The following is a 24268-nucleotide window of genomic DNA, read 5'->3' on the forward strand; positions in this document are numbered from 1 at the left end:
CATTACGGCTGTCAATAGAATGCCTAACATTGCGGCGGAGCGGGCTGTGGCGGAACGGGACGGCGGCGTGCGGCCGCAATCGGTGATCCTGACCTTCCTCGGCGATCACGTGTACGGCCGGACCGCCTGCGTGTTCTCCGGCAGCTTCATCGACGCGTTCGCCCGGGTCGGCATCTCCGAGGAGGCGACCCGCTCGGCCCTCACCCGGATGGTCCGGCGTGGCCTGCTGCGCCGCCAGCGCGCCGGGCGGCGCATGTACTTCGGGCTCACCGCCACCAGCGCGGAGGTGCTCAAGGACGGCGCGCGGCGGATCTGGCACACCGGCGTGGTCAACGACGCCGACCACGACCGGTGGACCCTGGTCGGCTTCTCGCTGCCGGAGTCGTGGCAGCGGCAGCGCCACGAGCTGCGCTCGCGGCTCGTCTGGGCCGGGTTCGGTCCACTGCAGAACGGACTGTGGATCGCTCCAGGTGAGGTGGACGCCACCGGCCTGATCGAGGATCTGGGCTGCGGGGTGAAGGTGTTCTCCGCCGAGCCGCGGCAGCCCACCGACATGCAGGCGCTGGTCGCCGACGCCTACGACCTGGCCGGGCTGGGCCGGCGCTACGAGGCTTTCCTGTGCCGCTGGGACCGGCCGGACCCGGTGCCGGCCGCGCCCGACGACCTGGCCCGCTCACTGCTGCTGCTCACCGAGTGGCTGCAGATCATCAGGACCGACCCCCGCCTGCCGCTGCGCCACCTGCCGCGCGACTGGCCGGCCGAGAAGGCCCAGAAGGTCTGCCACCGGCTGCACGAGCGGTTCAGGCCGGAGGCGGCCGCCATCGTCGAAGGGCTCCTCGACACCGTTCCCGATCTATGTTGGGCACAACCGTGACAGCCGTCGCATAGTGGCCTAACTTGAGGGCGGAGAACCTCAAGGAGGGCGATGCGGAATCAGGGGCTGGGCTCGTGGCCGGCACGCAGGACCCGGATGACGCCCGAACGGGTGGCTCTCACGTACCGGGAGGACCACCGCACCTACCGCGAGCTGACCACGCGCGTGGACCGGCTCGCGTCGGCGCTGCGCGGGCTCGGCGCGCGGGCCGGCGACCGGATCGCCTACCTGGGCCCCAACCACCCGGCGCTGGTCGAGACCTTCTTCGCGGCCGGGGCGCTGGGCGCGGTGTTCGTGCCGCTCAACACCCGCCTGGCCGCGCCCGAGCTGGACCACATCCTGCGGGACGCGGGCGCGGAGATCCTGCTGCTCGGCGCCGGGCACGACGGGGCCGGCCTGCCGGGGCGGCACGTCCGGGCGGACGAGTACGAGGACCTGGTGGCCTCCGGCGACCCCGCGCCGCTCGACGAGCCCGTGGCCCTGGACGACCCCTGCCTGATCATGTACACCTCGGGCACCACCGGGCGGCCCAAGGGCGCCGTGCTCACCCATGCCAACCTCGTCTGGAACACCTTCAACCTGCTCGTGGACGTGCCCTTACGGCACGACGAGGTGACGCTGATCAGCGCCCCGCTGTTCCACATCGCCGCGCTCGCCCAGACCCTCGTCCCCACGGTGCTCAAGGGCGGCCGGGCCGTCCTGGAGCCGTCCTTCGACGTGGACCGCACCTTCGACCTGGTCGAGAACGAGCGGGTCACGGTCATGTTCGGCGTGCCCGCCATGTTCCTCTTCCTCGCCCAGTCACCCCGCTGGCCCGGCGCCGACCTGACGAGCCTGCGCCACCTGCTGTGCGGCGGCGCCCCGGTGCCCGAGCCGCTCATCCGCCTCTACCAGGACCGCGGGCTGACCTTCCTGCAGGGCTACGGCATGACCGAGACCGCGCCCGGCGCGCTGTTCCTGGCCGCCGAGCAGTCGATCGCCAAGGCCGGATCGGCCGGCGTCCCGTGCTTCTTCTCCGACGTCAAGCTGGTCGCCGCCGACGGCTCGCCCGCCCCTCCCGGCCGGCCCGGCGAGGTGTACGTGCAGGGCCCGAACGTCACGCCCGGCTACTGGAGGCGTCCCGAGGAGACCGCCGAGGTGCTCTCCGCCGACGGCTGGTTCCGCTCCGGCGACGTGGGCATCGCCGACGAGGACGGGTACGTACGCATCTCCGACCGGATCGGCGACATGTACATCTCCGGCGGCGAGAACGTCTACCCGGCCGAGGTCGAGAGCGCGCTCTACAGCCATCCGGCGGTGGCGGAGGTCGCCGTGATCGGCGTCCCCGACGACAAGTGGGGCGAGGTCGGCAAGGCCCTGGTCGTGCTCCGCCCCGCCGCCGCCGCCGAACCCGCCGAACTGATCGCCCACCTGTACGGCAGGCTGGCCCGCTACAAGATCCCGAAACACGTGGAGTTCGTGCCCGAGCTGCCGAGGAACGCGGCCGGCAAGCTGCTCAAGGCCCGGCTCCGCGACCGCCACGGCCAGGGCGGCCATTGACCGGCCCGCCCGCCGCCGCGCCCACCCGCGACCCGAGGAGATGACCCATGCGCACCTCACCGCCGTTCCGCGCCGACCACGTCGGCAGCCTGCTGCGGCCCCAACGGCTCCTTCAGGCCAGGCAGACCCTGTCCGGGGAGGAACTGCGCGAGGCCGAGGACCAGGCCGTCCGCGAGGTGGTGCGCCGACAGGAGGCGATCGGCCTGCAGTCGGCCACCGACGGCGAGTTCCGGCGGGCCTCCTGGCACATGGACTTCATCTACCGGCTCGGCGGCATCGGCCAGGCCACCGACGAGCACATCACCGTCCGCTTCCACAACGAGCGGGGCGACATCGAGTTCACCCCGGCCGCGCTGCGGGTCCACGACAGGATCCGGCTCGCCGAGCCCATCTTCGCCGACGACTTCACGTTCCTGCGCGACACCGTCACCACGGCGGTGCCCAAGCTCACCATCCCGTCGCCCAGCATGGTCCACTACCGCGGCGGCCCCGCCGCCATCGACCGGGACGTCTACCCGGACGTGGAGGAGTTCTGGTCCGACCTCAGTGCCGCCTACGCCGAGCAGGTGCGCCGCATCGGCGAGCTCGGCTGCGCGTACCTGCAGTTCGACGACACCAGCCTGGCCTACCTGAACGACCCCGCCCAGCGCGCCGAGCTGGCCGAACGCGGCGACGACGCCGACCACATGCACCTGCGCTACATCAAGCAGATCAACGCCGCGATCGCCGCCAAGCCCGACGGCATGACCATCACCACCCACATGTGCCGCGGCAACTTCCGCTCCTCGTGGGCCGCCGCCGGCGGCTACGACTTCGTCGCCGAGGCGCTCTTCTCCGAGCTGGCCGTCGACGGGTTCTTCCTGGAGTTCGACGACGAGCGCTCGGGCGGGTTCGAGCCGCTGCGGTTCGTGCCGCCCGGCAAGATGGTGGTGCTCGGGCTGGTCACCACCAAGCGCGGCGAGCTGGAGTCGAAGGACACGCTCAAGCGCCGCATCGACGAGGCCGCCAAGTTCGTCGACCTCGACCAGATCTGCCTCTCCCCGCAGTGCGGCTTCTCCTCGACGGTGGAGGGCAACGTGCTCACCGCCGACCAGCAGTTCGCCAAGCTGGCGCTGATCGTGGAGACCGCCCGGGAGGTGTGGGGCTGACGGCTGGGCGCGCCCCGTCAGCCCCCATGATGGCGCGCGCCCTGCTCCCTGGGCAGTCCGGCGGCGCGGTCGTCAGGGGTGGGCGCGGCATCCCGGGCGGCCGAGGACGACCACCACCAGGGAGCCGTTCCTCCGGGGGCACGGAGCCGCCGCACCGGACGCGTGAGGGCCGGTCAGGCGCGGGCATTCCGGAGAGCCGGGCTGCGGCTCGCACGTAGGACGGACGGGCAGCCCGAGCGCGGCGGCCAGGGCGTGGGCGCCCGTCGTGGTCAGGCTGATCGGAGATCCTGCCATGGCCTCCGGCCGCCCGCCGGGGACGTCCTTCCCGGCGCGGCCCGGCGGCGGCTCGCCCCGGGCCCTGAACAGACCGAGGGCGGTCAGGATCAGGGCGAAACCGCCGATGATGCCGGCGGCCTCGTCGGCGGCGCTCGTGCCTTCGGCGACGATGGTGACGCCCAGATAGACCAGCCCGACCGAGGCCAGGACGGTGGTGAAAAGCTTTCTCGCTCTGTTCTTGCGATTCTTCGACATGGAACTGCGTCTCGGCTTTCCGTAAGCGACGGTTTTCACGTGTTCTGACGCAGGTCAGCGGAGGTTTGCCGAGGAGGGGCCGTCACGATTCCGCAACGTTGAAAGTTATACGAAAGCAGGCCGGGCAAGTTTTAGGTAAATGTCAGAGAATTGTGCATGAAAGGGTAGGTGAGGTATTCGTACCACTCCATGAGGCGAGAAAACCGAAACTAGTGGACGATCCGGGAGTCAGCAGGGCGTTCCAGCCGAGATGCGTCACGGTCACGTGGGCGCCGTCGGAGGTCAGGGCGCCGTTCCAGATCTGACTGACGCGCTGCCCGTCGGCGAACGTCCACGACACCCGCCACCCGCTCGTCGCGGTGGCGCCCGTGTTGGTCACCGTCACCTCACCCTGGAACCCGCCGTGCCACTGACTGGTGTTGCGGTAGGCGGCCGTGCACCCGCCCGGCGGCGTCACCGTGGGCGTCACCGTGGGCGTCACCGTGGGCGTCACCGTGGGCGTCACCGTGGGCGTCACCGTGGGGGTGACGGTGGGGGTGACCGTGGGAGTGACGGTCGGGTGCGGGCCGGAAAGGGCGTCGGCCAGCGCCGGGTACCACCGGTCGGCGATCTTCCGGTCACCCGAGGCGTTCGGGTGCACCCCGTCGTAGGTGTCCGCGGCGGTGCTGAACCCCGTCCACTGGTCGACCACCACCACCGGCGACTGCGCGGTGGAGATGCCCGCGGCCCAGGCCGGGATGGCGTTGTTCAAGGCCACCACCCGCTGGGCGCACGCCCCGCACGTGGCCGGGGTCATCGGGATGATCTGCGCGACCAGGACGCGCATCGCCGGGTTGCTCGCCCGCATCTGACCCACCAGCGTGGTGTACGCGTCCAGGATGGCTGCGGGCGGGATGTCACTCCACACGTCGTTGGTGCCGAAGTGCATCAGCACGACGTCCGGCCTGGTGGCCGCCAGCCAGCCGGGAAGCTGGTTCTGGCGGGCCACGTTCGTGACGAGCGCGCCGCCGTGCCCCTCGTTGTCTCCGTCGTACGCGACCGAGCAGCCCTGGGGCGGGAGGGTGCCGACGAAGTCGACGTCGGTGTGGCCGGTGTCCCGCAGCCGGTTCCAGAGCAGGGCCCGCCAGCAGCCGGGGGAGCCGGTGATGGAGTCGCCGAGCGGCATGACGCGGATGGCGGCGGCGCCCGCGGCGGTCCCGTTCGCGGCGACCAGCGTCCCCGCCAGGAGAGCCAGCACCGCCACCAGGATGACCCGTACCCTCGCCATCGCCCGCTCCCGTCGTCGTCTCCGCAGATCGTAGGAAGGGGCCGGGAACTCGCAAAGACGGCCGCCTCCCCGAAGGGCCGTGACCTGCGCGGACCGCCAGAAAGGGGATGTAACTTTCAACCCCGCGCTACGGAGGGCCGTTCCCGTTCCGTTCCCGGGGACGGGGTGGGAGCGGAGGGCGCCCGGTGGGGAGCCCTCCGCTGGGGTCAGTGGCGGTCGCTCACGTGCCGGACCTGGTCGCCGGCGTGGTCCGTGGTCGTCCTGGCCGCCTCCGAGGCCGACTCGCGCACCTGCTGGGCCGCCTGCCCGGCGACGTCCTTGACGTCATGGCCGAGGCTCGCGGCCGACTCGCGCACGCTCTCCTTGATCGGCTCCACCAGGTCTCCGGCCTGCTCCCTGAGCTGCTCACCGGCCCGCTGCTCCGCCTCGGTGCGGGGGATGAGCGCGGCCGCCAGCAGCCCGACGCCGAACGCGATCAGGCCGGCGGCCAGCGGGTTGCCCTGCGTGCCGCGCATCGCCTGCTCGGGAGCCGCCCGCACGGCGCCCGCCGCGTGCTCGGCCCCCTGGCGGACCGCGCCCGCGGCCTGCTCCGCGCCTTCCCTGACGGCCTCGCCCGCCTGGTGCGCGCCGTGCGAGACGGTGCCCGCCGTCTGCGCCGCGCCGTGGCGGATCTGGTCGGTGGTGCGGGACGAGGTTCCCATGATGCGCTCCCATGTCGTACGCGCTGCGTCGCGCGCGCGGTCGGTCCGGCGTCGCACGATCCGCTTCGGGCTGGTACGGTCCGCCAGCCGGTCGACGTCGGCGGCGAGCTCGGCCCGGGTGACGGCGATCTGGCTTCTCACTTCCTCAGGTCGCGTGCCCATGCCGCGTCCTCCTTGAGGGTTTCGATGGTCTGCTCCGGCTTCGGGTTCACCCGGCGCAGCCGGGCGCGTCCGGACACGAACAGCGCCGCCCCGGCCGCCGCCCAGATCGCCGCGACGATCAGCGCCGCCCAGCCCAGGTCCATGACGTTGCCCAGGCCGAACATCACGGCCAGCGTCAGCAGCACGGCCACCATGTAGCCGGCGAACCCGGCGCCGCCGAGCATCCCCGCGGCCTTGCCGGCCTTGACCGCCTCCTGGCGGATCTCCGCCTTGGCCAGCTCCACTTCCTGGCGGAACAGTTTGGAGACGTCCTCGCCTATTTCGGCGACGAGCTGGCCGAGCGACTGCTGTTCCTGGTCGGGGGTGGTCATGGCAGGTCACCGGCCCTGCCGGGGGGCGGGGTCGCGGTGCCGGGAGGGGGTACCGGCCGGGTCGGATCCCCGCTGCCCTCCAGGTCAGGCTCGCCGTACGGCCCGGTCCCGGGAGCGCCCGGCTCGGTGTAGGGCGCGGAGCCCGGCGCGGCGTACGGCGCGGAGCCGGTCTCGGTGTAGGTCGTGGAGCCCGGCTCGGCGTACGGGGTGGGCCCCGCGGGGTACGTGCCGCCGGTGAACGCGTTCGGCGCCGGCTCCGGGGACCGCCGCTCGTCCTGCTGCGGGCCGCTGGTGGCCTTGGCGATCCGGCCCACCAGGAACCCGGCGGCCAGCGCCCCGGCCAGGAACACCGCCGGCTTGCGCCGGGCGAAGTCCTGCACCTCGCTCACCACCCCGGCGAGGCCGTGCTGCTCCAGGTAGTCGGCCGCTCGCCGTCCCCCGTCGGCGACCTGCCGCACCACCCCGGCCACCTGCGAGTCCGGCTTGGCGCCGTCGTTCATCGCGGCCAGCTCGTCCGCCCACTGGCGGATGCCCTGCGCGGCCCGCTCACTCTGGTGCCTGGCCTGCGCCCTGGCCTGTTCACGGATCTGCTCGACGGCCTGGCGAGTCTGCTCGCGGGCCTCTCCAGCGACGACCCCCGTCTGCTCCCGCGCCGTCGCGGCCACCTCACGGGCCGCCTCCTTGCCTTGCTGGAACGTCCCCTCCTGCTGTACGCGGGGCGGCTGGGGGGAGGTTCCGGCTGGATACTCGGTCATCGATGCCCTCCAAGGGCTCGTGTCGTCCAGAGCGCCTGCCGCTACCCTCCGTCCCAAGCCCTATTCAAAGACGGGCAAACAACGCCCAAAGACAACGGGCTTTCACCGACCGGCTCCTGGACCGACGCGGGCCGTACTCCTGGGCGAGCCCGTACGATCCCGAAAGAGTGTCGGCGGGCGGGTAGGCGGCGACACCGCCCGGCCGGGCATCAGGGCGGCAGGTGCGAGACGATCGTGTCCCGTATGAGGGCTATGTCGTCGATACTCTGCCGGGCGAGCTGATTGAAGATCAGGCCGTACTGGTGCGTGGCCGCCTGGTCCAGATAGAGCACCCCGTCACGGCCCATGTCCATCCAGACCAGCCGTTGCCCGGCATCGTCGCCAGGCTCCGAGAGCATCAGCAGGGTGAAGGAAGACTCGGCGATCTGCCGCGGCCTGCCGAGAAGGCTCAGCTGCATGTGGACGTTCGGCATATCCAGAATCTCGAGGAGCTTCCGGAGCTGTGCGCGCATGATGGCTGGTGATCCGAAGTGCCTCATCAGTACGGACTCGTCCAGGACGATATGCAGGTGCAGGGGTGAAGGCGCTTCGAGGAGCTGCTGACGTTTCATCCGGATGGCGATGCGATACTCGATCTGCTCGGGGGTGAGCGCGGTGTCGATCAATTGCCAGTTCTGGATGAGTTCGCGCGCGTAGGCCTCGGTCTGCAACAGACCCGGCACCACGTCGGCTTCCCAGAGACACGCCGCCCTGGCCACCGCCTCGATGTCGAGGAAAGCGGCGAAACCCTCCTGGGGAGATGACCCCGCGTACGCCCGCCACCAGCCTCGTGGCCGATCATGGGCCGTCAGCGCAAGCAGTCGCCGCCGGTGGTCGGGGGAGAGGCCGGGATCGTACAGATCGAGAAGGGCTTCCGCGTCGGTCGGGGAAATGCCGATGCGGGCGTTCTCTATCTTGCTCAGCTTGGCGGTGGACCAGCCGAGTCGTTCCTTCACGTCGTCGCCGGTCATGCCGGCCCGATCGCGGAGTCTGCGGAGCTCGGCGGCCATCATCAAGCGGGGGACAGGTGTCGGCTTGCGGTCGTTCACTCCACTGGCGCCAATCTCTTGATATACCCCGCTTTGTTGCTATTAGTCCCTTGAGGGGAGGCAGAGAAGTAACCCTTTCAGGAAATATTGCACGAAAACCTTCTCTCTGTCACCGTAATAAGAGGAGGAGAAGGTGATCCTCGCTCGGCCACACCTGGCTCTTCGATCACAAGTCTCCGACTGACCCTGGGCAGGGTGCGAGGCACGAGGCCAACGGCGACACCGTGCGCATGTGCCTGTTCACCACCTCGCGATCGGCCACCACCCCGGCCGGTCCCCGGAGAAGGAGGCCGTCACGTCCGATGGTTTCTGTTACCTCACGACCGGCCGGACACAGCGCCGGGCGGTCACGGCGCACCGCCTTGTAGCCCAGGGGGCCCTGGTGATGAGCTCCCGCGGCCCATGGCCGGTGCCATGGCACCGACTGCAACTGGGGTACCTGCACGACGTCTACCTGGCCCTGATACGGCGAGAGGTCCAGCTCAGCGCCCACTGGATCAGCGAGTTCGTGCCGCGATCCGCGACCATCCTGCTGGCTGAGACCGCCTCGAACGGCGCCACGGAGTTCGCTCTCGCCTGGGACGAGGAGAGCGGCTGGCGTCTGGGAGTGTTCGTCCAGGGTGACGAACGATGCCCCACCCTGCTCCGCCGCCAGGAGTACATCTGCGGAGCCGTGCTGCCCGATCCCGCCGAGGTGGCCGACACCGTCGTCACGCTGCTCAGGCGGCACCTGCGGCGGAGGTGGCCGTGGCAGGCGTCCCAGACGTTCTGGGGCGGCTACCCTCCCTCCTACCGCTGCTATCGGGACGTCGACGACGGCTTTGACGACCTCCTCCGAGGCCATCTCCCTCCGGACGACCCGAGTTGCCTCCCCTCATGGAGCGGCCACTGAAGCCTAAAATTTCCACATCGGGCAACAGCGAACCGGCGAATGCCGCCCGATCCCGGGCGTGATCATGTGATCATGTGACTTACCTGAACGCTAGGTCGATCTAGCTAGAGAGTCACAAGGCGGACAAATGATACATAGGGGCGGGATGCCGCACGCCGGGCTGACCGGCAGCGAGATCTGGAAGCGCGCCTGCGGTACGGACAAGAACTGCGTCGAGGTGGCAGGGCTGGCCGACGGCCGGGTGGCCATCCGGGACAGCAAGGACCTGACGGCTCCGCCCCTCGTCCTGGAGCCCGAGAGCTACGGGCTCTTCCTGGCCGCCATCAAACGCGGAGACCACTGACCCGCGCCGGTCGTCCCAGGAGCGCGTCGCGGGCCGGGTGATCGGCGGTCGCGTCGCGCTCCTGGTCCAGCTCACGCGGACAGGACCGCCCCCTTCCGCGTGTCACGCCCGGGGTGAGCGGACGCGCGGAGAGGGCAGGGCAGGGGGCATGAAGAAGACACTGCTGGCCACGACGCTCGGCACCGCCGCGGCGGCCGCTCTGGGCGCCGCCGCCACCCGATCCGGGATGCCCTGGTTCCAAAAACTCGACAAGCCCTCATGGCAGCCGCCGCCGGTCGCCTTCCCTCTGGTGTGGAACCCGCTGTACGCGCTCATCGCCTACGGCGGCGCCCGCGCGCTGGACCGGGCGGGTGACGGGCGCGGCGCGCTCGGCCGCACGCTGGCGGCCAACCTGGCGCTGAACGCCGCCTGGCCGGCGCTCTTCTTCGGCCGCCGCTCGCCCCGGCTGGCGCTCGCCGAGATCTTCGCGCTCAACGCCGCCAACCTGCTGCTCGTGCGCAAGGCCCTGCGCGCCGACCGCACCGCGGGGCTGCTCCTGGTCCCGTACGCGTCGTGGACGGCCTTCGCCACGGTGCTGAACGCGGAGCTCGTCCGCAGGAACCCCGAGTAAAGGCCAACGGGCCCAACCCTTACGTAGTCGATCCCTCACGCAGGGTACTGATCCAGTCGGATGATCAGATCACCGTTCGCAGGGGGGATCCATGCGCAAGCGCACCATGATCGCAGTCATCACCGCCGCCACCGCCGGCGTGCTGCTGGCAGGCGGCCCGGCGACCGCCGAGGACGAGCGCTGCGTCAAGCGCCACGTCGGTCCGGGCTGGTCGCCGAACTGGCCGATGCTCGACGAACTGGGCATCAGGAGAATCGTCGAGCGGTCGTCCGGCACCGCCTCGGTGTGCGTCGGCGGCCGGTCCGCCACCCCGGAGCGGCGACCCAGCACCACGGCCGTCGAGCCGTAACCCGCCCGCCGGAGCCCGGCCGCCCCGGCGGGACGGCCGGGACGATCCTGACACCCGCCTGCCGGGCCGTCAGAGCGACAGGTCACGTGCCGGGTGCGCGGTGCCGCGCCCGCCGAGGCCCTACGCTGCTGCGCATGGCGAACCGGGTGATCGACGGCCGCTTCGAGCTCGTGGCCCGGCTCGGCGGCGGCGGCATGGGACTGGTGTGGCGGGCGTGGGACCAGGCGCTGCACCGGGAGGTCGCGCTCAAGGAGGTGCGGCCGCCCGATCCCGCCCTGGGGGAGCACGACCCCGCCCAGGCCCGTGAGCTGCGCGCCAGGGTGCTGCGCGAGGCGCGGGCCCTGGCCCGGCTCAACCACCCGCACGTCGTCACCATCCACCACATCGTCGACACCGGCGAGGACGCCTTCCCCTGGCTGGTCATGGAGCTGGTGACCGGGGGGACCCTCCAGGACCGGCTGTCCGACGGGCCGCTGTCCCCGGCCGAGGCGGCCCGGCTGGGGCGGGAGGTGCTGTCCGCGTTACGCGCCGCGCACGCCGTCGGCATCCTGCACCGTGACGTCAAGCCCGGCAACGTCCTGTTACGCCCGGACGGGCGCTGGGTGCTCACCGACTTCGGCATCGCCGCCGTCCAGGAGTCGCCGGGACTGACGGCGACCGGCTCGTTCATCGGCTCGCCCGAGTACATGGCGCCCGAGCGCATCAACGGCCACGAGGGCGATCCGGCCTCCGACCTGTGGTCGCTCGGCATGCTCCTGTACGTGGCCGTGGAGGGCCGTCACCCGCTGCGGCGGGCCACGCCGCTGGCCACCCTGGCGGCGGTGCTCAACCAGGAGGCGCCGCCGCCGGAGCGGGCGGGCGCGCTGGCGCCGGTGCTGTTCGCGCTGCTCAACCGCGACCCGGCGGCCAGACCGGACCCCGGCACGCTGGACCGCATGCTCACCGCCGCGGCCCAGGACCCGGGGCCGCCGCCCTACTCCGGCCCCCACCCGCTCCACGGCCCGTCTCATGCGGGTCCGTCCCATCCCGGCCCGTCCCATGCGGGCTCGTCCCACGCCGGCCCGCCGCTTCACGGCCCGTTCTCGTCCGGTCCGCATGGCCTGCCGGGGCAAGGCCCGCCGTCCGGGTCGGCCGGGTCGTACCCGGGGTCTCACGGCGGGCCCGCGTACGCCGGTTCTCCCGCGTACGGGCCGGGCGGCGGGCAGCCGTCAGGCCCGCAGGGGGCGTCCTGGAGCACCCTGCCGCCGCACGGCCGCAGATCGGGCCGCCGCAGGGGAGTGACGACGTCGATCGTCCTCGGCGTGGCGGCGGTCGTGGTCGCGGCGGCCGTGGTGTGGGCGCTGCCGGGGTTCCAGCGCGGCGGCGTCACCGCAGCCCCGTCCGCGGGCGACCGGACGAGCGCGCCGCCCGCCTCCGGGAGGCCCCCGGAGACGACCCCGGAGAAGACCCGGGAGGCGGCCACGGAGGAGACTCAGGGGCCGCCGGAGGAGCCAGCCGACCTGCTCACCCCGGCGGGGATGCGCCGCCTGGTCGCCGACCTGCGGACGGTCATGGGGGGCACGGAGGTCGTCGAGCTGGTCGTCTATCCGACGTACGCGATCGCCGGGGCCCCGGTCAAGGGCCGCAAGGCGGTCTACGACCGCTACACCTACCGGGGCGGCGTGGCCACCAAGGACGGCCCCGGCGGTCCCGTCACCAACCCCACCGTGAACCTGCGGGCCTACAACTGGAACGCGCTCCCCGGCCTGATCCGCAGGGCCGACAAGGAGCTCGGCATCAAGAAGCCCACGACCCGCTACGTCATCGTCGACGCCGCCTTCTACGAGAACGGCTCGATCCGGGTCTACGTCTCCGACGAATACCACGCGACGGGCTACCTGGCGGCCGATCCGACGGGCAAGGTGCTCGCGAAGTACCCAGCCGGAGGCTAGGAACGGTTAGATCCCGGCGTACCCGGGCACCTCATCGGCCATGGCGGAGCACGGGTTCCTGGTGATCGGCAACGCGGCGGCAGGCGGGGTCGACGAGACGGCGCGCGCGACGGTGCTGGAGGAGTTGTCGGGGGACGTGGCGACCTTCGACGTCGAGCGGCCTGGCGACATCGAACGCGCCCTGGCCGACCATCCCGCACGCGTCCCTGTCGTGCTGGGCGGCGACGGGACCGTTCACGCGGTGGTGGCGGCGCTGCTGGCCAGGGGAGAGCTGGCCGAGCGCCCGATCGGGCTGGTGCCGCTGGGCACCGGCAACGACCTGGCGCGCGCCCTGGGCATCCCGCTCGACCCGCGGGAGGCGGCCCGCGCGCTGGACGGTGGCCGGGAGCGGACGCTGGACCTGCTGGTCGACGACGAGGGCGGCATCGTGGTGAACGCCGTGCACGTCGGCGTCGGCGCGCACGCCTCCGAGCACGCGGTCGCCCTCAAGCCGCTGCTGCGCCGGGCCGCGTACGCGGTGGGCGCGCTGGTGGCGGGGGTGCGCAGCAAGGGGTGGCGGCTGCGGGTGAAGGTGGACGGCGAGCCGGTCACGGACGGGCGGCGGCGGGTGCTCATGGTGGGGATCGGCAACGGCGTCTCGATCGGCGGCGGCACCCCGCTCGCGCCGCACGCCCGCCCCGACGACGGCCTGGCCGATGTGGTGATCTCGTACGCGGTCTCGCCGCTGGCCCGGCTGTCCTTCGGTGTTCTGCTGCGTCGCGGCAGGCATCCGGAGCGCGCCGACGTGGTGACGGTCAGGGGCCGGGACGTCACCGTGGAGGGCGAGCCGGTCCCGGCCAACGCCGACGGCGAGCTCTTCCCCCCGGCGACCCGCCGCGCCTGGACGGTCCGCCGCGCCGCCTGGCGGGTGATCGTTCCGCAGGACTCCTGAGCCGCGTGGTCGTCCCGCAGGACTCCTGAGCCGCGTGGTCGTCCCGCAGGACTCCTGAGCCGCGTGGTCGTCCCGCAGGACTCCTGAGCCGCGTGGTCGTCCCGCAGGACTCCTGAGCCCCCTGGCGGGTCGGCGCGGCATCGCTCACAGTGGAGACCTGACGGTTCTCACCCTCAGGGGGACGAGTGAGCGAGTCGCCACAGCTGCCGATGTGGATGCGCAGGAACGGTTTCGGCCCTGCGCCCGAGCTGTCCGCCGCGGAGCGGGTCAGCCGGGTCGCCACCCCGTTCGGCGCCGACGCCTGGATGGTCACCCGCCACGCCGACATCCGCGAGGTGCTGGGCGACGCCGAGCGTTTCCCGATCGCCATGCGCGGCCTGGCGCAGTTGCCGGGCGCGCCGGAGCTGACCGAGGAGCAGCTCGCCGTCCTGCGCGCCGGCAATCTGCTCCAGATGAACCCGCCCGACCACACCCGGGTGCGCCGCGCCCTGGCGGCCGAGTTCACCGTCCGCCGGATGCGCCGCCTGGAGCCGCGCGTCGCCCGCATCGTCGGCGAGCACCTGGACGCCATGGAGGCGGCCGGCCCGCCCGCCGACCTGGTGAGCGCGTTCGCGCTGCCCGTCCCGTCGCTGGTCATCTGCGAGCTTCTCGGGGTCCCGTACGAGGATCGGGAGGACTTCCAGCGGCGCACCGGCCGCATGCTCGACATGCGCACCCCGCCCGACGAGGCGGTCCGGCTCCAACTGGAGTCGCGCGCGTACATGGCCGAGCTGGTCGCCCGTCAGCAGGCCGACCCCGGCGAGGAGCTGATCGGCACGCTGGTGCGCGAGCACGGCGACGACCTGTCCACCGACGAGCTGATCGGCATCGGCGGGCTGCTGCTGCTCGCGGGGCACGAGACCACCTCCAACATGCTCGCGCTGGGCACCCTCGCCCTGCTGCGCCACCCCGGCCAGCTCGCCCTGCTGCGCGAGGAGCCGGGCCTGGTGGAGGCCGCGGTCGAGGAGCTGCTGCGCTTCCTGAGCATCGTCCACTCCGGCACGTTCAAGGTGACCGGCGCCGAGGTCGAGATCGCCGGGCAGCGGATCGGGCCGGGCGAGCTGGTGGTGTGCGCCCTGCCCGCCGGCAACCACGATCCGGAGCTGGTGGACGATCCCGGCCGCCTGGACCTGTCGAGGGGCGAGCCCGGCCATCTGGCCTTCGGGCACGGCGTCCATCACTGCCTGGGCGCGCCGCTGGCCCGGATGGAGCTGCGCATCGCGCTCCCGGCGCTGCTGGAGCGCTTCCCCGCGCTCAGGGAGGCGGAGCCGGCCCCGGTCTTCCGCGGTCAGCACATCGTCTATGGGCTGACCTCCCTGCACGTCGCCTGGTGACTCAGGCGGGGGTGATCGGGAAGTTGTGCCGGAAGACGTTGCCCGGGTCGTAGGCGGCCTTGACCCGCCGCAGGCGCTCCAGCGTCGGCGGCGGGAACACCCGGGTCAGCAGCTTGTCGTCGAAGTGCGGCTCGAAGCTGAGGTAGGCGGCCGTCACGTTCAGCCCGTCCCACGCCCGCTCCGCGCGCTCCACCGCGCCCGGGAGGACCACGCCGGTGATCGAGAAGTTCTGGGTGCGGTGGGCGTAGGCGGTGGCGGCGGGGTCGACGTCGTTGACCGCGCCGCCGACCGAGCGCACCTGGAGCATGCCGAGCAGCCCGTCGCCGAACATCTGCGCGAGCCGTCCCGTGGTGGCCGCGTCGAGGTGGTCCACCAGCGCGGAATGGCCGTGCAGGCCGCCGGCCTGCCCGGTGTGCCGGTTGCGGTGCGGCGCGACGACCGCCGCGTACGGGGCGAGCCGCGCCTCCTGCCGCAGCACCGGCGCCACCTCCAGGAACGGCTCCAGCGCCGCCACCGCCTCATCGGTGTCGTCGCCGGCCCACACGGCGAGCGTCTGGGCGAGCGGGCCCTGACCCGGGCCGCCCTGGAAGATCGTGGTGAACGGGGTCAGCCTGCGCGGGCTCGCCTCCACCGTGCGCCCCCAGCTCTCCAGGTACGCGGCAGTGTCGGAGGCGTCGTGCACGAACACGGCGAACACCACGTCGGCCAGCTCGGCCGCCTCGATGTCGAACGAGGTGACGACGCCCAGGTTGCCGCCCGCGCCGCGCAGCCCCCAGAACAGGTCCGGGTGGTGCCCGGCGTCCGCCCGCACGGTCCGGCCGTCGGCCAGCACCACGTCGGCGCCCACCACGTGGTCGAGCGTGAGCCCGTAGGAGCGGGCCAGGAACCCCTGCCCGCCGGCCGTGGCCAGCCCGCCCACGCCGACGTCGCCGTAGTCGCCCGAGCTGATCGCCAGCCCGTGCGGGGTGAGGGCCTGCGCCACGTCGCCCCAGCGGGCGCCGGCGCCGACGCGCACCAGCCCGCGCCCGCGGTCGAGCACCTCGACCGTGTCGAGCGCGCCGACGTCGACGACGATCCCGCCGTCGTTGGTGGACCGCCCGCTGATGCCGTGGCCGCCGCTGCGCACGGCCAGCGGCACGTCCTGGCCGCGCGCGTACGCCACCGCCTCGGCCACTTGCGCGGCCGTGGCGGGGCGGAGCACCAGGCCGGGGGAGCCGGGCCACACGTAGGTGGAGCGCACGCGCTCGTACTCGCGGTCGCCGGGCTCGACGGCGCGGTCCGCCAGTGAGGCGGGCAGCGCGTCGTAGTCGATGCCGGGACGGCGCAGGGAGAGCGCCCGGGGCGGTCGCGCGGGACCGGTGGCGGCGCCGCGGGTGGCGCGTTCGGCGGCGACGGCCTCGCGCAGCGCGGGCGCCAGCTCCCGGCCGAGCCGCTCGACGGCGCCGGGGTCGTCCCCGGCGAGGATGAACGTGCTGATCCCGTCCTCGACGACCAGCGGCAGCAGCCGCTCCACCCACTCCCCGGCGGGGCCGCCGGCGAACCCGTCCATGAGGTTGAGCAGGCGGCGGATCTCCCGTGGGTCGCGGCCCGCCCCGGCCGCCGCCTCATCGATGATCTTGTTGCCCGCGGTGATGTCCTCCGGCGTGGCGTAGCCGAGGCTGGGCAGCCAGCCGTCCGCCTTCTCGCCGACGAGCCGCAGCATCCTCGGCTTGTACGCGCCGAGCCAGATCGGCACGTGGTGGGCCGGCGCGGGACCCCGCTTGGCGCCGTCGACCCGGTGGTAGGCGCCGCCGGCCTTGAGCGGGCGGCGCTCGCCGGCGTCCCACACGCCGCGGATCACGTCGATGGCCTCGCTGAGCGCGTCCACCGCCTGCCCGGGGGTCAGCCGCCGGCCGCCCATCGCCGCCACCGCGTCCCAGAACGCGCCCGCGCCCAGGCCCAGCTCCACCCGGCCGCCCGACAGCAGGTCCAGGCTCGCGACCGATCGGGCCAGCACGGCGGGCGGCCGCAGCGGCAGGTTGAGCACGTTGCCCGACAGGTGGATCCGCTCCGTGCGCGCCGCCACCCAGGTCAGCAGCGTCCAGGTGTCCAGGAAGGCCGGTTGGTACGGGTGGTCCTGGAAGGTCACCAGGTCGAGGCCGGCCTCCTCGCTCAGCCGTGCCAGCTCGACGGCCCGCTCGGGCCGGGCGGCCTGCGGGGTGATGAACGACCCGAAACGCAGGTCGTGGCCGTAGTCGGGCATCGCATCCTCCAATAGGTAGATATGTCAACCTTAATCAGCTTAGGTGACATGTCAACCTCGGTGGCATAGGCTGGCGGCATGACAGCCACGACCGCCTCCGAGCTGGCCGCGTGGCGGGCCTACAGCACCGCGCACGACCAGCTGACCGCCCACCTGTCCCGCGAGCTGGCCCGGGCCACCGGGCTGTCCGAGGCCGACTACCGGATCCTCGACGCGCTGCTCGACGCCCCCGGCGGGCGGATGCGGGCCCTGGAGCTGCGCTGGGTGCTGCAGTGGGAGAAGAGCCGGCTGTCCCACCAGGTGGGCCGGATGGCCAGGCGCGGCCTGCTCGGGCGCGAGTCGTGCGCCGAGGACGCCCGGGGCTGGGACATCACGCTCACCCCCGAGGGACGCGAGGCCGGCGCGCGGGCCCGGCTGGTGCGCGAGCACTCCGTCCGCCGCACCGTGCTCGAAGCGCTCGGACCCGACCGGCTGGCCCAGCTGGCGGAGACGGCGGCCCTGCTGTCGGCCCGGCTGGAACGGGTCGCGGAAGAGGACCCGTCCTGCCGCGCCGCCCGCGCCGAGGCCTTCCCCGAGGCTTCCGAAGACCCGGGGCCGTCACCCCGCTGAGCGCAGCAGCAGCAGGGCGATGTCGTCGTCGCGCTGGCCGGCGCTCTGGGCCTGCTCCAGCAGGGCGTCCGCGATCTCCTGCAGCGGCCGCCGGGCGAAGCGGCCCAGCCGCCGGCACAGGTCCTCGATGCCGTCGTCGAGCGTCACGCCGGGCGCCTCGACCAGCCCGTCGGTGTAGAGCACGAGCATGCCGCCAGGGGGCAGCGCCATCCGCGCCGCCTCGTACGCGGCGTCCGGGTCGATGCCCAGCAGGAGCCCCGGCGGCGGCTCGATCAGCCGGACGTCCCCGTCGTGGTGCAGCAGTGCGGGGAGGTGCCCGGCGCTGGCCACGTCCAGCAGCTCCCGGCTCAGGTCGAGGTTGACGTAGAGGCAGCTGGTGAACCGGTTCGGCGTCAGGTCGATGAGCAGCCGGTTGGCGTGCGTGAGCACCTGGCCGGGGTCGGCCCCCGAGGCGGCGTAGGCGTGGATCGCGGTGCGCACCTGCCCCATCAGCGCCGCCGCCGTCGGGTCGTGGCCCTGCACGTCGCCGATGACCGCGGCCGCGCAGGTGTCGCCGAGCCGGATCAGGTCGTAGAAGTCGCCGCCGATGTCCATGCCGCGGGTGGCGGTCACGTAACGGGACGCCATCTCCAGCCCGTCGACCCGTGGCAGTCGGTGGGGGAGCAGGCTGGCCTGGAGGCTCTGCGCGAGCTGGTGCTTGGTGTCGTAGAGCGTGGCCCGTTCCAGCGCCTGCGCGACCAGCCCGGCGAGCGAGGTGAGGGTGGCGCGCTCGTCGGCGGTGAAGTGGTGCGGGCGCTCGTAGCCGATCACGAGCGTGCCGAGCGTCCGTACCGGCGTGTTGAGCGGCAGCACCGCGCAGGCCGCGATGCCGTCGTCGGCCGACGGGGGATAGATCTCGCGCAGCTCTCTGGGGGTGGCGTAGAACACCGGCCCGGCCGGGGCGCCGGGGGCGCTGGGGGCGTCGGGCTCGGACATCGACCACTCGTTGAACTGCTCGATGCTCGCCTGGACCGTGCCGTGGCTGCCGAGCAGGATCATGCGGCCGCTCTCCATGGTGACGATGGACAGGGACTGCGCGTTGAAGAAGGGCAGCACGTGGTCGGCCACCTGGTCGACGACCTCCTGCACGGTGGCCGCCTGGCTGAGTGTGGTGGCCAGCTGCAGCATGCCGTACAGGGTGGTGGCGTCCGCCGTCACCCCGCCGGGCGGCATCGGGTCGGGCATGAGATGGCCGGGGTCGCGCGCCATGGTGCTGGGCGTGATCCGGACGCTGAGGCCGAGCGGAGCCGGGTAGAGCTGGAAGGCCAGCCACTGCTGCCCGCCGGGACGCCGGGCGGTGAAGGAGGCGGGCTCCTGGCTGATCACCGCCGCCCGGTAGCGGTCCTCGTACTGGGGGGTTTTCAGCCACGGCAGCACCTCCCAGGGGCGCTCGCCGAGCAGGCGGGACGGCGACTCGCCGAGCAGTTCGGCGGCCGGTGCGGTGAGGAAGGTGATCCGGCCCTCCAGGTCCAGCGCCAGATAGCCTTCCGGCAGCCCGTTGAGGCAGTCCAGGGCGGCCAGGCCGGCATCGGGGTCGAGGTGCCGCCCCCGAGCGCGGGAGACGACGCGCGGCCGGGCCCGCGCCTGCACCGGCTGCCCGATCAGCGCGGCCTCGCGCAGCACCGTGCCCATCTCGCGGCACGTCTCCTCGATCACCCGCCGCTGTTCCTCGGTGAGCTCCGCCTGGCCCGACGGCCACGCCAGCAGCAGGCCGCCCCAGTCGGCGTCGCCGGTGTGGACGGGCGCCGCGGCCAGCGCGAAGTGGTACGGCAGCGCCAGTGCGGCGCCGGGGAAGCTGCGGGCCAGGTCCTCCTGGTCGGCAAGCCAGACCAGGCGGCGTTCGCGCACCGCCACCGCGACCGGGACCGGCCCGCTGAGGCGGACCCTGGACCAGGCTCGGGCGATCGCGGCGGGGAATCCGTGCTCGGCTTCCATGAACAGCACCTGGCCGTCCTCGCCGAGCAGGTAGAGGGCGCCGATGTGCGCCCCGCTCGCGTCGACGGCGTCCAGCAGGAGGCCATGGAGGTGCCGCGCGTCCCGGCCGGGGCCCGCGGCGGCCTGGGGCTCTCGCCGCACGTCGCTAGCCCTTCCCGGCCCCGATAGCCATAAATCCCCAGAAATCCCCCATACAGGCAGGATGCACCTATATATCCGCAGTCAAACCTGAAATTTCCTGACAGCGACAACCGTGGTCGTCACGCGATGCTTTCGTGACCGGACGAGGGGTAAGGGGCAGGTGAGCGCTAGGGGTATCGGGGGAGGCGTGAGACGTTCGCTGCGGCCGCGGCGCGAGAGGAACCACCTGACGCAGTGGATGTTCTCGGCCATGCTGATCGTCGTCACCGTGGCGGTGCTCGGGCTCGGCCTGCTGCTCGGGGCCGTCGACCGGCTGGCGCCGCTGCTCATCTTCCTGCCCGCGATCATCTCCGGGATCGGCAGCGTCGCGCAGACCACCGTCGCGTCGGTGTGGGTGGTCGTGGTGATGGGCGCGGCGCTGTACCCCGCGGGCGAGGGCGCCGGCCTCGACGTGAGCGCGGTGGTCTTCGCGGCCCTGTTCGGCGTGGGGAGCGTGGTCGGCTGCCGTTACCGGATCACCCGCGACCAGGAGGTCCACCGGCTGCGCTCGGCCGGTGCGGCGCTGCAGCGGCAGCTCGTCCGCCCGCTGCCGCTGCGCACCCCCCACGTGGTGGTCGACGGGGCCTACGAGCCGGTGGAGGAGGACTCCACGGTCGGCGGCGACATGTACGAGGTCGCCGACACCGATCACGGCACCCGGGTGATGATCGCCGATGTGCAGGGCAAGGGCCTGCACGCGATCGGGGCGGCCATCGCGCTGCTGGGCGCGTTCCGGGAGGCGGCCCATCGCGAGGAGAGCCTGATCGGCGTGGTGGAGGCCCTGGAGACCGCGGTGGCCAGGTACAACGAGGGCGAGCGGCGCGCGGGCGAGCCGGAGCGGTTCGTCACCGCCCTCGTCCTGCACATCGACGACCGGCCGGAGGCGGAGGCGGTCAACTGCGGGCACATCCCGCCGTACCTGATCGCCGACTCCCGGGCGTGGCAGGCCGATCTCGGCGAGCCGGAGCTCCCGCTCGGCCTGAGCGGACTGGCCAGGCGGGGGAGCAGGCCGCGCGCGTCGGCGCGCTTCCTGTTCCCCCGGAAGGCCAAGATGCTGCTCTGCACGGACGGCGTCACCGAGGCGCGCGCCCCTGACGGCGTCTTCTACCCGCTGGAGGCCCGGCTGCGCGCCTGGGCCAGGCATCCTCCCCAGGGCCTGGCCGACGCGCTGCTGTCGGACCTGCACGCCTTCACCCGCGCCGACTTCGGCGACGACCTGGCGGTCCTCACGCTGCGCCGGACCGGCTCGGGATGGCGCTGATCAGCCGGGGTCGCCGGCCCGGTCGGCGCCCAGGTCGCGGTGCCGGAACATGTCGATCAGCGCCTGGACCGGGATGCCGGCCTCGGTGTGGTGGCGCAGCTCGGCGCTCGGGTCGATCTGGTAGTGGTTGCGGCGCCCGATCCGGATCCGCTCCAGATAGCCGGCTTCCTCCAGGTCGGAGACGATCCCCTGAGCGGCTCGTTCGGTGATGCCGATCGTCGCGGCGATGTCGCGGAGCCGCGTCTGCGGATCGGTGGCCACGGCGATCAGCACGCGCGCGTGGTTGGTCAGGAACGTCCACCCGGACTTTCGGTCGACGACATCGCTCATCCCATCGCCACCCTCCTGGGCCCATCTTTGTTCACCGGAACATTTTATACCGAAAACTTCTTCCGGTATGGTGTGACGCGGAGGTCGCGTCGCGGGGAGTCACGATGGTGATGAGCAACGTCCGGCACACCCAGGTGCCGTTGTCCGAAGAGCCGCGTGCCGAAGAGCCGCGTGCCGAAGAGCAGTTGTACGCCGACGGCATGCTCCGCGTCACCCGCACGGTGACGCCGGGGTGGGCCCTGGTCCGGTTGGAGGGCGACCTCGACGTCACCAACCGCACACGGGCGCTGTCCGCGCTGAGACGGGCGCTGAGACGGGCGCGGCCCCTCGGGGATCGCCTGATCGTGGACGTCGGCGGCGTGCGCTTCATCGACGTCGCGGGGCTGCGCGCGCTGCTCGACTTCACCGAGGACGCCGCCGCCGTCCTCCGCGACGTCCCGGCCCAGATGCGCCGCCTGATGGACCTGCTCGACCTGCCCCCGCTCGACCGAGCGGACAGCCGGACGCCCGCCCCCGGAGGGAGCGGGCGCCGCGTAAAGGGGCGGGGGATCGCCTAGTTCAGCGACTCCGCGGGGCCGTGCCGGTGCGCGGCCTGACCGCGCGCCTGGCTCGCCGCCGTCCCCGCGCCGCCGATGCCGCCGGTGTCGAAGGCGTACGTGGCCGCCAGGGTGGCGATCGCGTCCGCGTTCACGTCCAGCGCCTTGTCACTGATGTTCTTGATCGTGTCGCAGGCCTGGTGGTAGCACGGGTCGAGCGGGACGCCCGCCGTGCCGCCGAAGATCGCGGCCTCCTCGGGGGTCTTGAGCACCTCGGCGCCGGTGAACAGGCCACCGGACGGGATGCCGACCTCGATGAACGGCCCGTAGTCCGACCGGCCGGTGAAGGCCGTCGCGGTGAACGGCTCGCCGCGGTCGGCGAAGTACTTCTCGAAGTCCGCCTCGATCTGGTCGGATCCGGGAGGCCCGGCGGTGCCGAAGGCGTCGCCGTCACCGTCGTAGATGCCGAAGGTGTAGTTCGTCGAGGCGATCATGTCGAAGTTCAGGTAAAGAGCGATCTTGGCCCGCTCCTCCTCGGGGAGGTTGGCCACGTAGTGCGCCGAGCCGAGCAGGCCGAACTCCTCGGCCCCCCAGAACGCGAACCGCATCTTGTTCTTCGGCTTCAGCTTGGCCATCTGGAGCGCGACCTCCAGGACGCCGGCGCTGCCCGAGCCGTTGTCGTTGATGCCGGGACCCTCCTGGACGCTGTCCAGGTGCGCGCCGAGCATGACGACGTTGCCCGGGTCGCCCTTCCGGCTCTCCGCGATCACGTTGTACGTGGTCCGCATCTCGGAGACCGGGTCCCAGTTCATCGTGACGGACGTGCCGGCGGCCGCGAGCTCCTCGCCGACGGCGAAGCTGGTGAAGAACGAGGGGATGGTGATGCCGGGACCGCCGAGCACCGGGTTCAGGTCGATCTCGGTGCGGCCCTCCTGGCCCTCGTTGAACACGATGGCGCCGGACGCGCCCGCGGCGATCGCGTTCTCCACCTTGACCCGGAAGTTGCACGTGCCGCGCTGCATGAGCGCGATGCCGCCGGGGGTGAAGCCCGCGAAGTCGCTCGCCTCGCAGCCCGAGGTGGAGCTGTTGGGCTCGCCGGGCGGCAGCGTCAGGTCCACCGGCTGGATCGGTCCGCTGACCGAGCCGGCCGGGGAGTCGCCCATGGCGATGTAGTCGCTGAAGAACCCGTAGCGGTAGGTCTCCTCCTGCGGCGCGGTGCGCTTGAGCAGGGGCGGCGTCCGGTAGCCCTCGAAGAGGAACTCGAACGGCTGGACCGTGACCTTGTACCCGGCCAGGCGCAGCAGCAGGGACACGTAGTCGCGCGAGGCGTCGTAGCCTCTGGTGCCCGACACGCGGGTGCCGTCGAAGCGGTCGGCGATCGCCTGGAACACCCGCAGGTGGTTCTTGACGTTCTTGCCTGAGACAGCCTTGACGATCTTACGAACGTTGTCGTTGCGGGGATGGGCTTGGGCCGGTCCGGCGGCGGCGACCGTGGAGAGCGCCACTGCGGCGGCGACCACGCCGGCCACGCACGTACGCAGGCGGGAACGCATGATTGCTCCTTGGAACAAGGGGGGATGACCCGGATCAAAATCGCGCGTTCCCCGAATTTATTGAGAATTTAGGCCGTCATGGAAGAGATGGAGAAGCATCTGTTCCATCACGGAGTCAGAACGGACCCGCGGGATTTCCCGTCCGCCACCCGTGCCGCCCACGGTGCCCGGCGGTCCCGTGCCTCGTCATAAGGTGTTCGGCATGGCTCCGAAGATCGCGACGGCGCGGCGCGTCGACCTTCCCGAACTGCTCGACTTCCTCCGTACCCGGCACCACGGGCTGCTCTCCACGACACGGGCCGACGGACGCCCCCAGCTGTCACCCGTCGCCTGCGGCGTCGACGGTGACGGCCGGATCGTGATCTCCACGTACCCAGAGCGGGCCAAGACGCGCAACGCCCGCCGCGACGACCGGGTGTCCGTCTGCGTGCTCTCCGACGACTGGGACGGCCCGTACGTGCAGGTGGACGGGCGGGCCGAGGTGCTCGACATGCCCGAGGCCCTGGAAGGGCTGGTCGAGTACTTCCGGTGCATCTCCGGCGAGCACCCCGACTGGGACGAGTACCGCGAGGCCATGCACCGCCAGGGCAAGTCGCTCATCCGCGTCCGCATCGAGCGCTGGGGCCCGATCTCGACCGGCGGGTTCCCGCCCCGGTTCGCCGGCTGACCAGGGCGTCCGCCTCTTGTGGCGACCCGGCGACGAGGCGGAGACTGGAAA

General features: G+C 72.3%; 24 protein-coding genes. 14 read left to right on the top strand and 10 right to left on the bottom strand.

Annotation, left to right across the window (positions count from 1 at the left end; translation table 11 throughout):
* The first annotated feature begins 46 nt into the window (after positions 1-46).
* From OUY22_RS08790 to OUY22_RS08800, 3 genes are read left to right on the top strand one after another with little or no spacing between them, the layout of a single operon-like run.
* Positions 47-874 carry a PaaX family transcriptional regulator gene (locus OUY22_RS08790; protein WP_270154325.1) on the top strand — a complete coding sequence of 276 codons (828 nt, stop codon included), beginning with the start codon at positions 47-49 and terminating at the stop codon, positions 872-874.
* Between the two features lie 51 nt (positions 875-925).
* Positions 926-2413 carry an acyl-CoA synthetase gene (locus OUY22_RS08795; protein ID WP_270154326.1) on the top strand — a complete coding sequence of 496 codons (1488 nt, stop codon included), beginning with the start codon at positions 926-928 and terminating at the stop codon, positions 2411-2413.
* Between the two features lie 47 nt (positions 2414-2460).
* Positions 2461-3561 carry a 5-methyltetrahydropteroyltriglutamate--homocysteine S-methyltransferase gene (locus OUY22_RS08800; RefSeq protein WP_270154327.1) on the top strand — a complete coding sequence of 367 codons (1101 nt, stop codon included), beginning with the start codon at positions 2461-2463 and terminating at the stop codon, positions 3559-3561.
* Between the two features lie 72 nt (positions 3562-3633).
* On the opposite strand, the gene OUY22_RS08805 is transcribed toward OUY22_RS08800, so the two are convergent.
* The 6 genes from OUY22_RS08805 to OUY22_RS08830 form a co-directional block, all read right to left on the bottom strand.
* Positions 3634-4092 carry a hypothetical protein gene (locus tag OUY22_RS08805; RefSeq protein ID WP_270154328.1) on the bottom strand — a complete coding sequence of 153 codons (459 nt, stop codon included), beginning with the start codon at positions 4090-4092 and terminating at the stop codon, positions 3634-3636.
* A gap of 142 nt (positions 4093-4234) precedes the next feature.
* A complete protein-coding gene (locus tag OUY22_RS08810; protein WP_270154329.1) occupies positions 4235-5359 on the bottom strand; it encodes a cellulose binding domain-containing protein in 1125 nt (374 codons plus the stop codon).
* A 206-nt stretch (positions 5360-5565) separates the two neighbouring features.
* Positions 5566-6222 carry a DUF3618 domain-containing protein gene (locus tag OUY22_RS08815; RefSeq protein ID WP_270154330.1) on the bottom strand — a complete coding sequence of 219 codons (657 nt, stop codon included), beginning with the start codon at positions 6220-6222 and terminating at the stop codon, positions 5566-5568.
* Positions 6198-6593: a phage holin family protein gene (locus OUY22_RS08820; RefSeq protein WP_270154331.1), complete on the bottom strand. Its 396-nt coding sequence runs from the start codon at positions 6591-6593 to the stop codon at positions 6198-6200. Before OUY22_RS08820 ends, OUY22_RS08815 begins: the two co-directional genes overlap by 25 nt.
* The gene (locus tag OUY22_RS08825) at positions 6590-7348 is read right to left on the bottom strand and encodes a hypothetical protein (RefSeq protein ID WP_270154332.1); all 759 of its coding nucleotides are present in this window, start codon (positions 7346-7348) and stop codon (positions 6590-6592) included. The genes OUY22_RS08820 and OUY22_RS08825 overlap by 4 nt, the downstream gene beginning before the upstream one ends.
* Positions 7349-7557: 209 nt before the next feature.
* A complete protein-coding gene (locus tag OUY22_RS08830; protein ID WP_270154333.1) occupies positions 7558-8436 on the bottom strand; it encodes a helix-turn-helix domain-containing protein in 879 nt (292 codons plus the stop codon).
* A gap of 232 nt (positions 8437-8668) precedes the next feature.
* On the opposite strand from OUY22_RS08830, the gene OUY22_RS08835 reads away from it, so the two are divergent.
* From OUY22_RS08835 to OUY22_RS08865, 7 genes are all read left to right on the top strand, one after another.
* Complete coding sequence (locus OUY22_RS08835; protein ID WP_270154334.1) at positions 8669-9328, top strand: DUF6292 family protein; 660 nt, start codon at positions 8669-8671, stop codon at positions 9326-9328.
* 127 nt (positions 9329-9455) lie between these two features.
* Complete coding sequence (locus tag OUY22_RS08840; RefSeq protein WP_270154335.1) at positions 9456-9671, top strand: DUF397 domain-containing protein; 216 nt, start codon at positions 9456-9458, stop codon at positions 9669-9671.
* A gap of 148 nt (positions 9672-9819) precedes the next feature.
* Positions 9820-10281 carry a TspO/MBR family protein gene (locus OUY22_RS08845; protein WP_270154336.1) on the top strand — a complete coding sequence of 154 codons (462 nt, stop codon included), beginning with the start codon at positions 9820-9822 and terminating at the stop codon, positions 10279-10281.
* Positions 10282-10372: 91 nt separating this feature from the next.
* Entirely contained in the window at positions 10373-10630 is a 258-nt protein-coding gene (locus OUY22_RS08850; protein ID WP_270154337.1) for a hypothetical protein, read from the top strand.
* Positions 10631-10764: 134 nt separating this feature from the next.
* On the top strand, positions 10765-12561 hold the full coding sequence (locus OUY22_RS08855) for a serine/threonine-protein kinase (protein WP_270154338.1): 1797 nt from the start codon (positions 10765-10767) through the stop codon (positions 12559-12561).
* A gap of 40 nt (positions 12562-12601) precedes the next feature.
* Positions 12602-13492 carry a diacylglycerol/lipid kinase family protein gene (locus OUY22_RS08860; RefSeq protein ID WP_270154339.1) on the top strand — a complete coding sequence of 297 codons (891 nt, stop codon included), beginning with the start codon at positions 12602-12604 and terminating at the stop codon, positions 13490-13492.
* Between the two features lie 185 nt (positions 13493-13677).
* Positions 13678-14865: a cytochrome P450 gene (locus tag OUY22_RS08865; RefSeq protein ID WP_270154340.1), complete on the top strand. Its 1188-nt coding sequence runs from the start codon at positions 13678-13680 to the stop codon at positions 14863-14865.
* A 1-nt stretch (position 14866) separates the two neighbouring features.
* On the opposite strand, the gene OUY22_RS08870 is transcribed toward OUY22_RS08865, so the two are convergent.
* Complete coding sequence (locus OUY22_RS08870; RefSeq protein WP_270154341.1) at positions 14867-17107, bottom strand: LLM class flavin-dependent oxidoreductase; 2241 nt, start codon at positions 17105-17107, stop codon at positions 14867-14869.
* 78 nt (positions 17108-17185) lie between these two features.
* On the opposite strand from OUY22_RS08870, the gene OUY22_RS08875 reads away from it, so the two are divergent.
* Positions 17186-17716, top strand: a complete 531-nt coding sequence (locus OUY22_RS08875) for a MarR family winged helix-turn-helix transcriptional regulator (RefSeq protein ID WP_270154342.1) — start codon at positions 17186-17188, stop codon at positions 17714-17716.
* Here the strand turns inward: OUY22_RS08875 and OUY22_RS08880 are convergent.
* Positions 17705-19831 carry a SpoIIE family protein phosphatase gene (locus tag OUY22_RS08880; RefSeq protein ID WP_270154343.1) on the bottom strand — a complete coding sequence of 709 codons (2127 nt, stop codon included), beginning with the start codon at positions 19829-19831 and terminating at the stop codon, positions 17705-17707. The two genes, OUY22_RS08875 and OUY22_RS08880, sit on opposite strands and share 12 nt — an antisense overlap.
* Before the next feature lie 187 nt (positions 19832-20018).
* Here OUY22_RS08880 and OUY22_RS08885 point away from each other — a divergent pair, with 187 nt between their 5' ends.
* The gene (locus OUY22_RS08885; protein WP_270154344.1) at positions 20019-21131 is read left to right on the top strand and encodes a PP2C family protein-serine/threonine phosphatase; all 1113 of its coding nucleotides are present in this window, start codon (positions 20019-20021) and stop codon (positions 21129-21131) included.
* Here OUY22_RS08885 and OUY22_RS08890 read toward each other — a convergent pair whose 3' ends face one another.
* Entirely contained in the window at positions 21132-21461 is a 330-nt protein-coding gene (locus OUY22_RS08890; protein ID WP_270154345.1) for a helix-turn-helix transcriptional regulator, read from the bottom strand.
* A gap of 104 nt (positions 21462-21565) precedes the next feature.
* Here OUY22_RS08890 and OUY22_RS08895 point away from each other — a divergent pair, with 104 nt between their 5' ends.
* Positions 21566-22018 carry an STAS domain-containing protein gene (locus OUY22_RS08895; protein ID WP_270154346.1) on the top strand — a complete coding sequence of 151 codons (453 nt, stop codon included), beginning with the start codon at positions 21566-21568 and terminating at the stop codon, positions 22016-22018.
* Here the strand turns inward: OUY22_RS08895 and OUY22_RS08900 are convergent.
* On the bottom strand, positions 22015-23550 hold the full coding sequence (locus tag OUY22_RS08900) for a M28 family metallopeptidase (RefSeq protein WP_270154347.1): 1536 nt from the start codon (positions 23548-23550) through the stop codon (positions 22015-22017). The two genes, OUY22_RS08895 and OUY22_RS08900, sit on opposite strands and share 4 nt — an antisense overlap.
* Before the next feature lie 202 nt (positions 23551-23752).
* On the opposite strand from OUY22_RS08900, the gene OUY22_RS08905 reads away from it, so the two are divergent.
* Complete coding sequence (locus OUY22_RS08905) at positions 23753-24217, top strand: PPOX class F420-dependent oxidoreductase (RefSeq protein WP_270154348.1); 465 nt, start codon at positions 23753-23755, stop codon at positions 24215-24217.
* Positions 24218-24268 lie beyond the last annotated feature (51 nt).

This window comes from Nonomuraea corallina, assembly GCF_027620315.1.
Taxonomy (GTDB): domain Bacteria; phylum Actinomycetota; class Actinomycetes; order Streptosporangiales; family Streptosporangiaceae; genus Nonomuraea; species Nonomuraea corallina.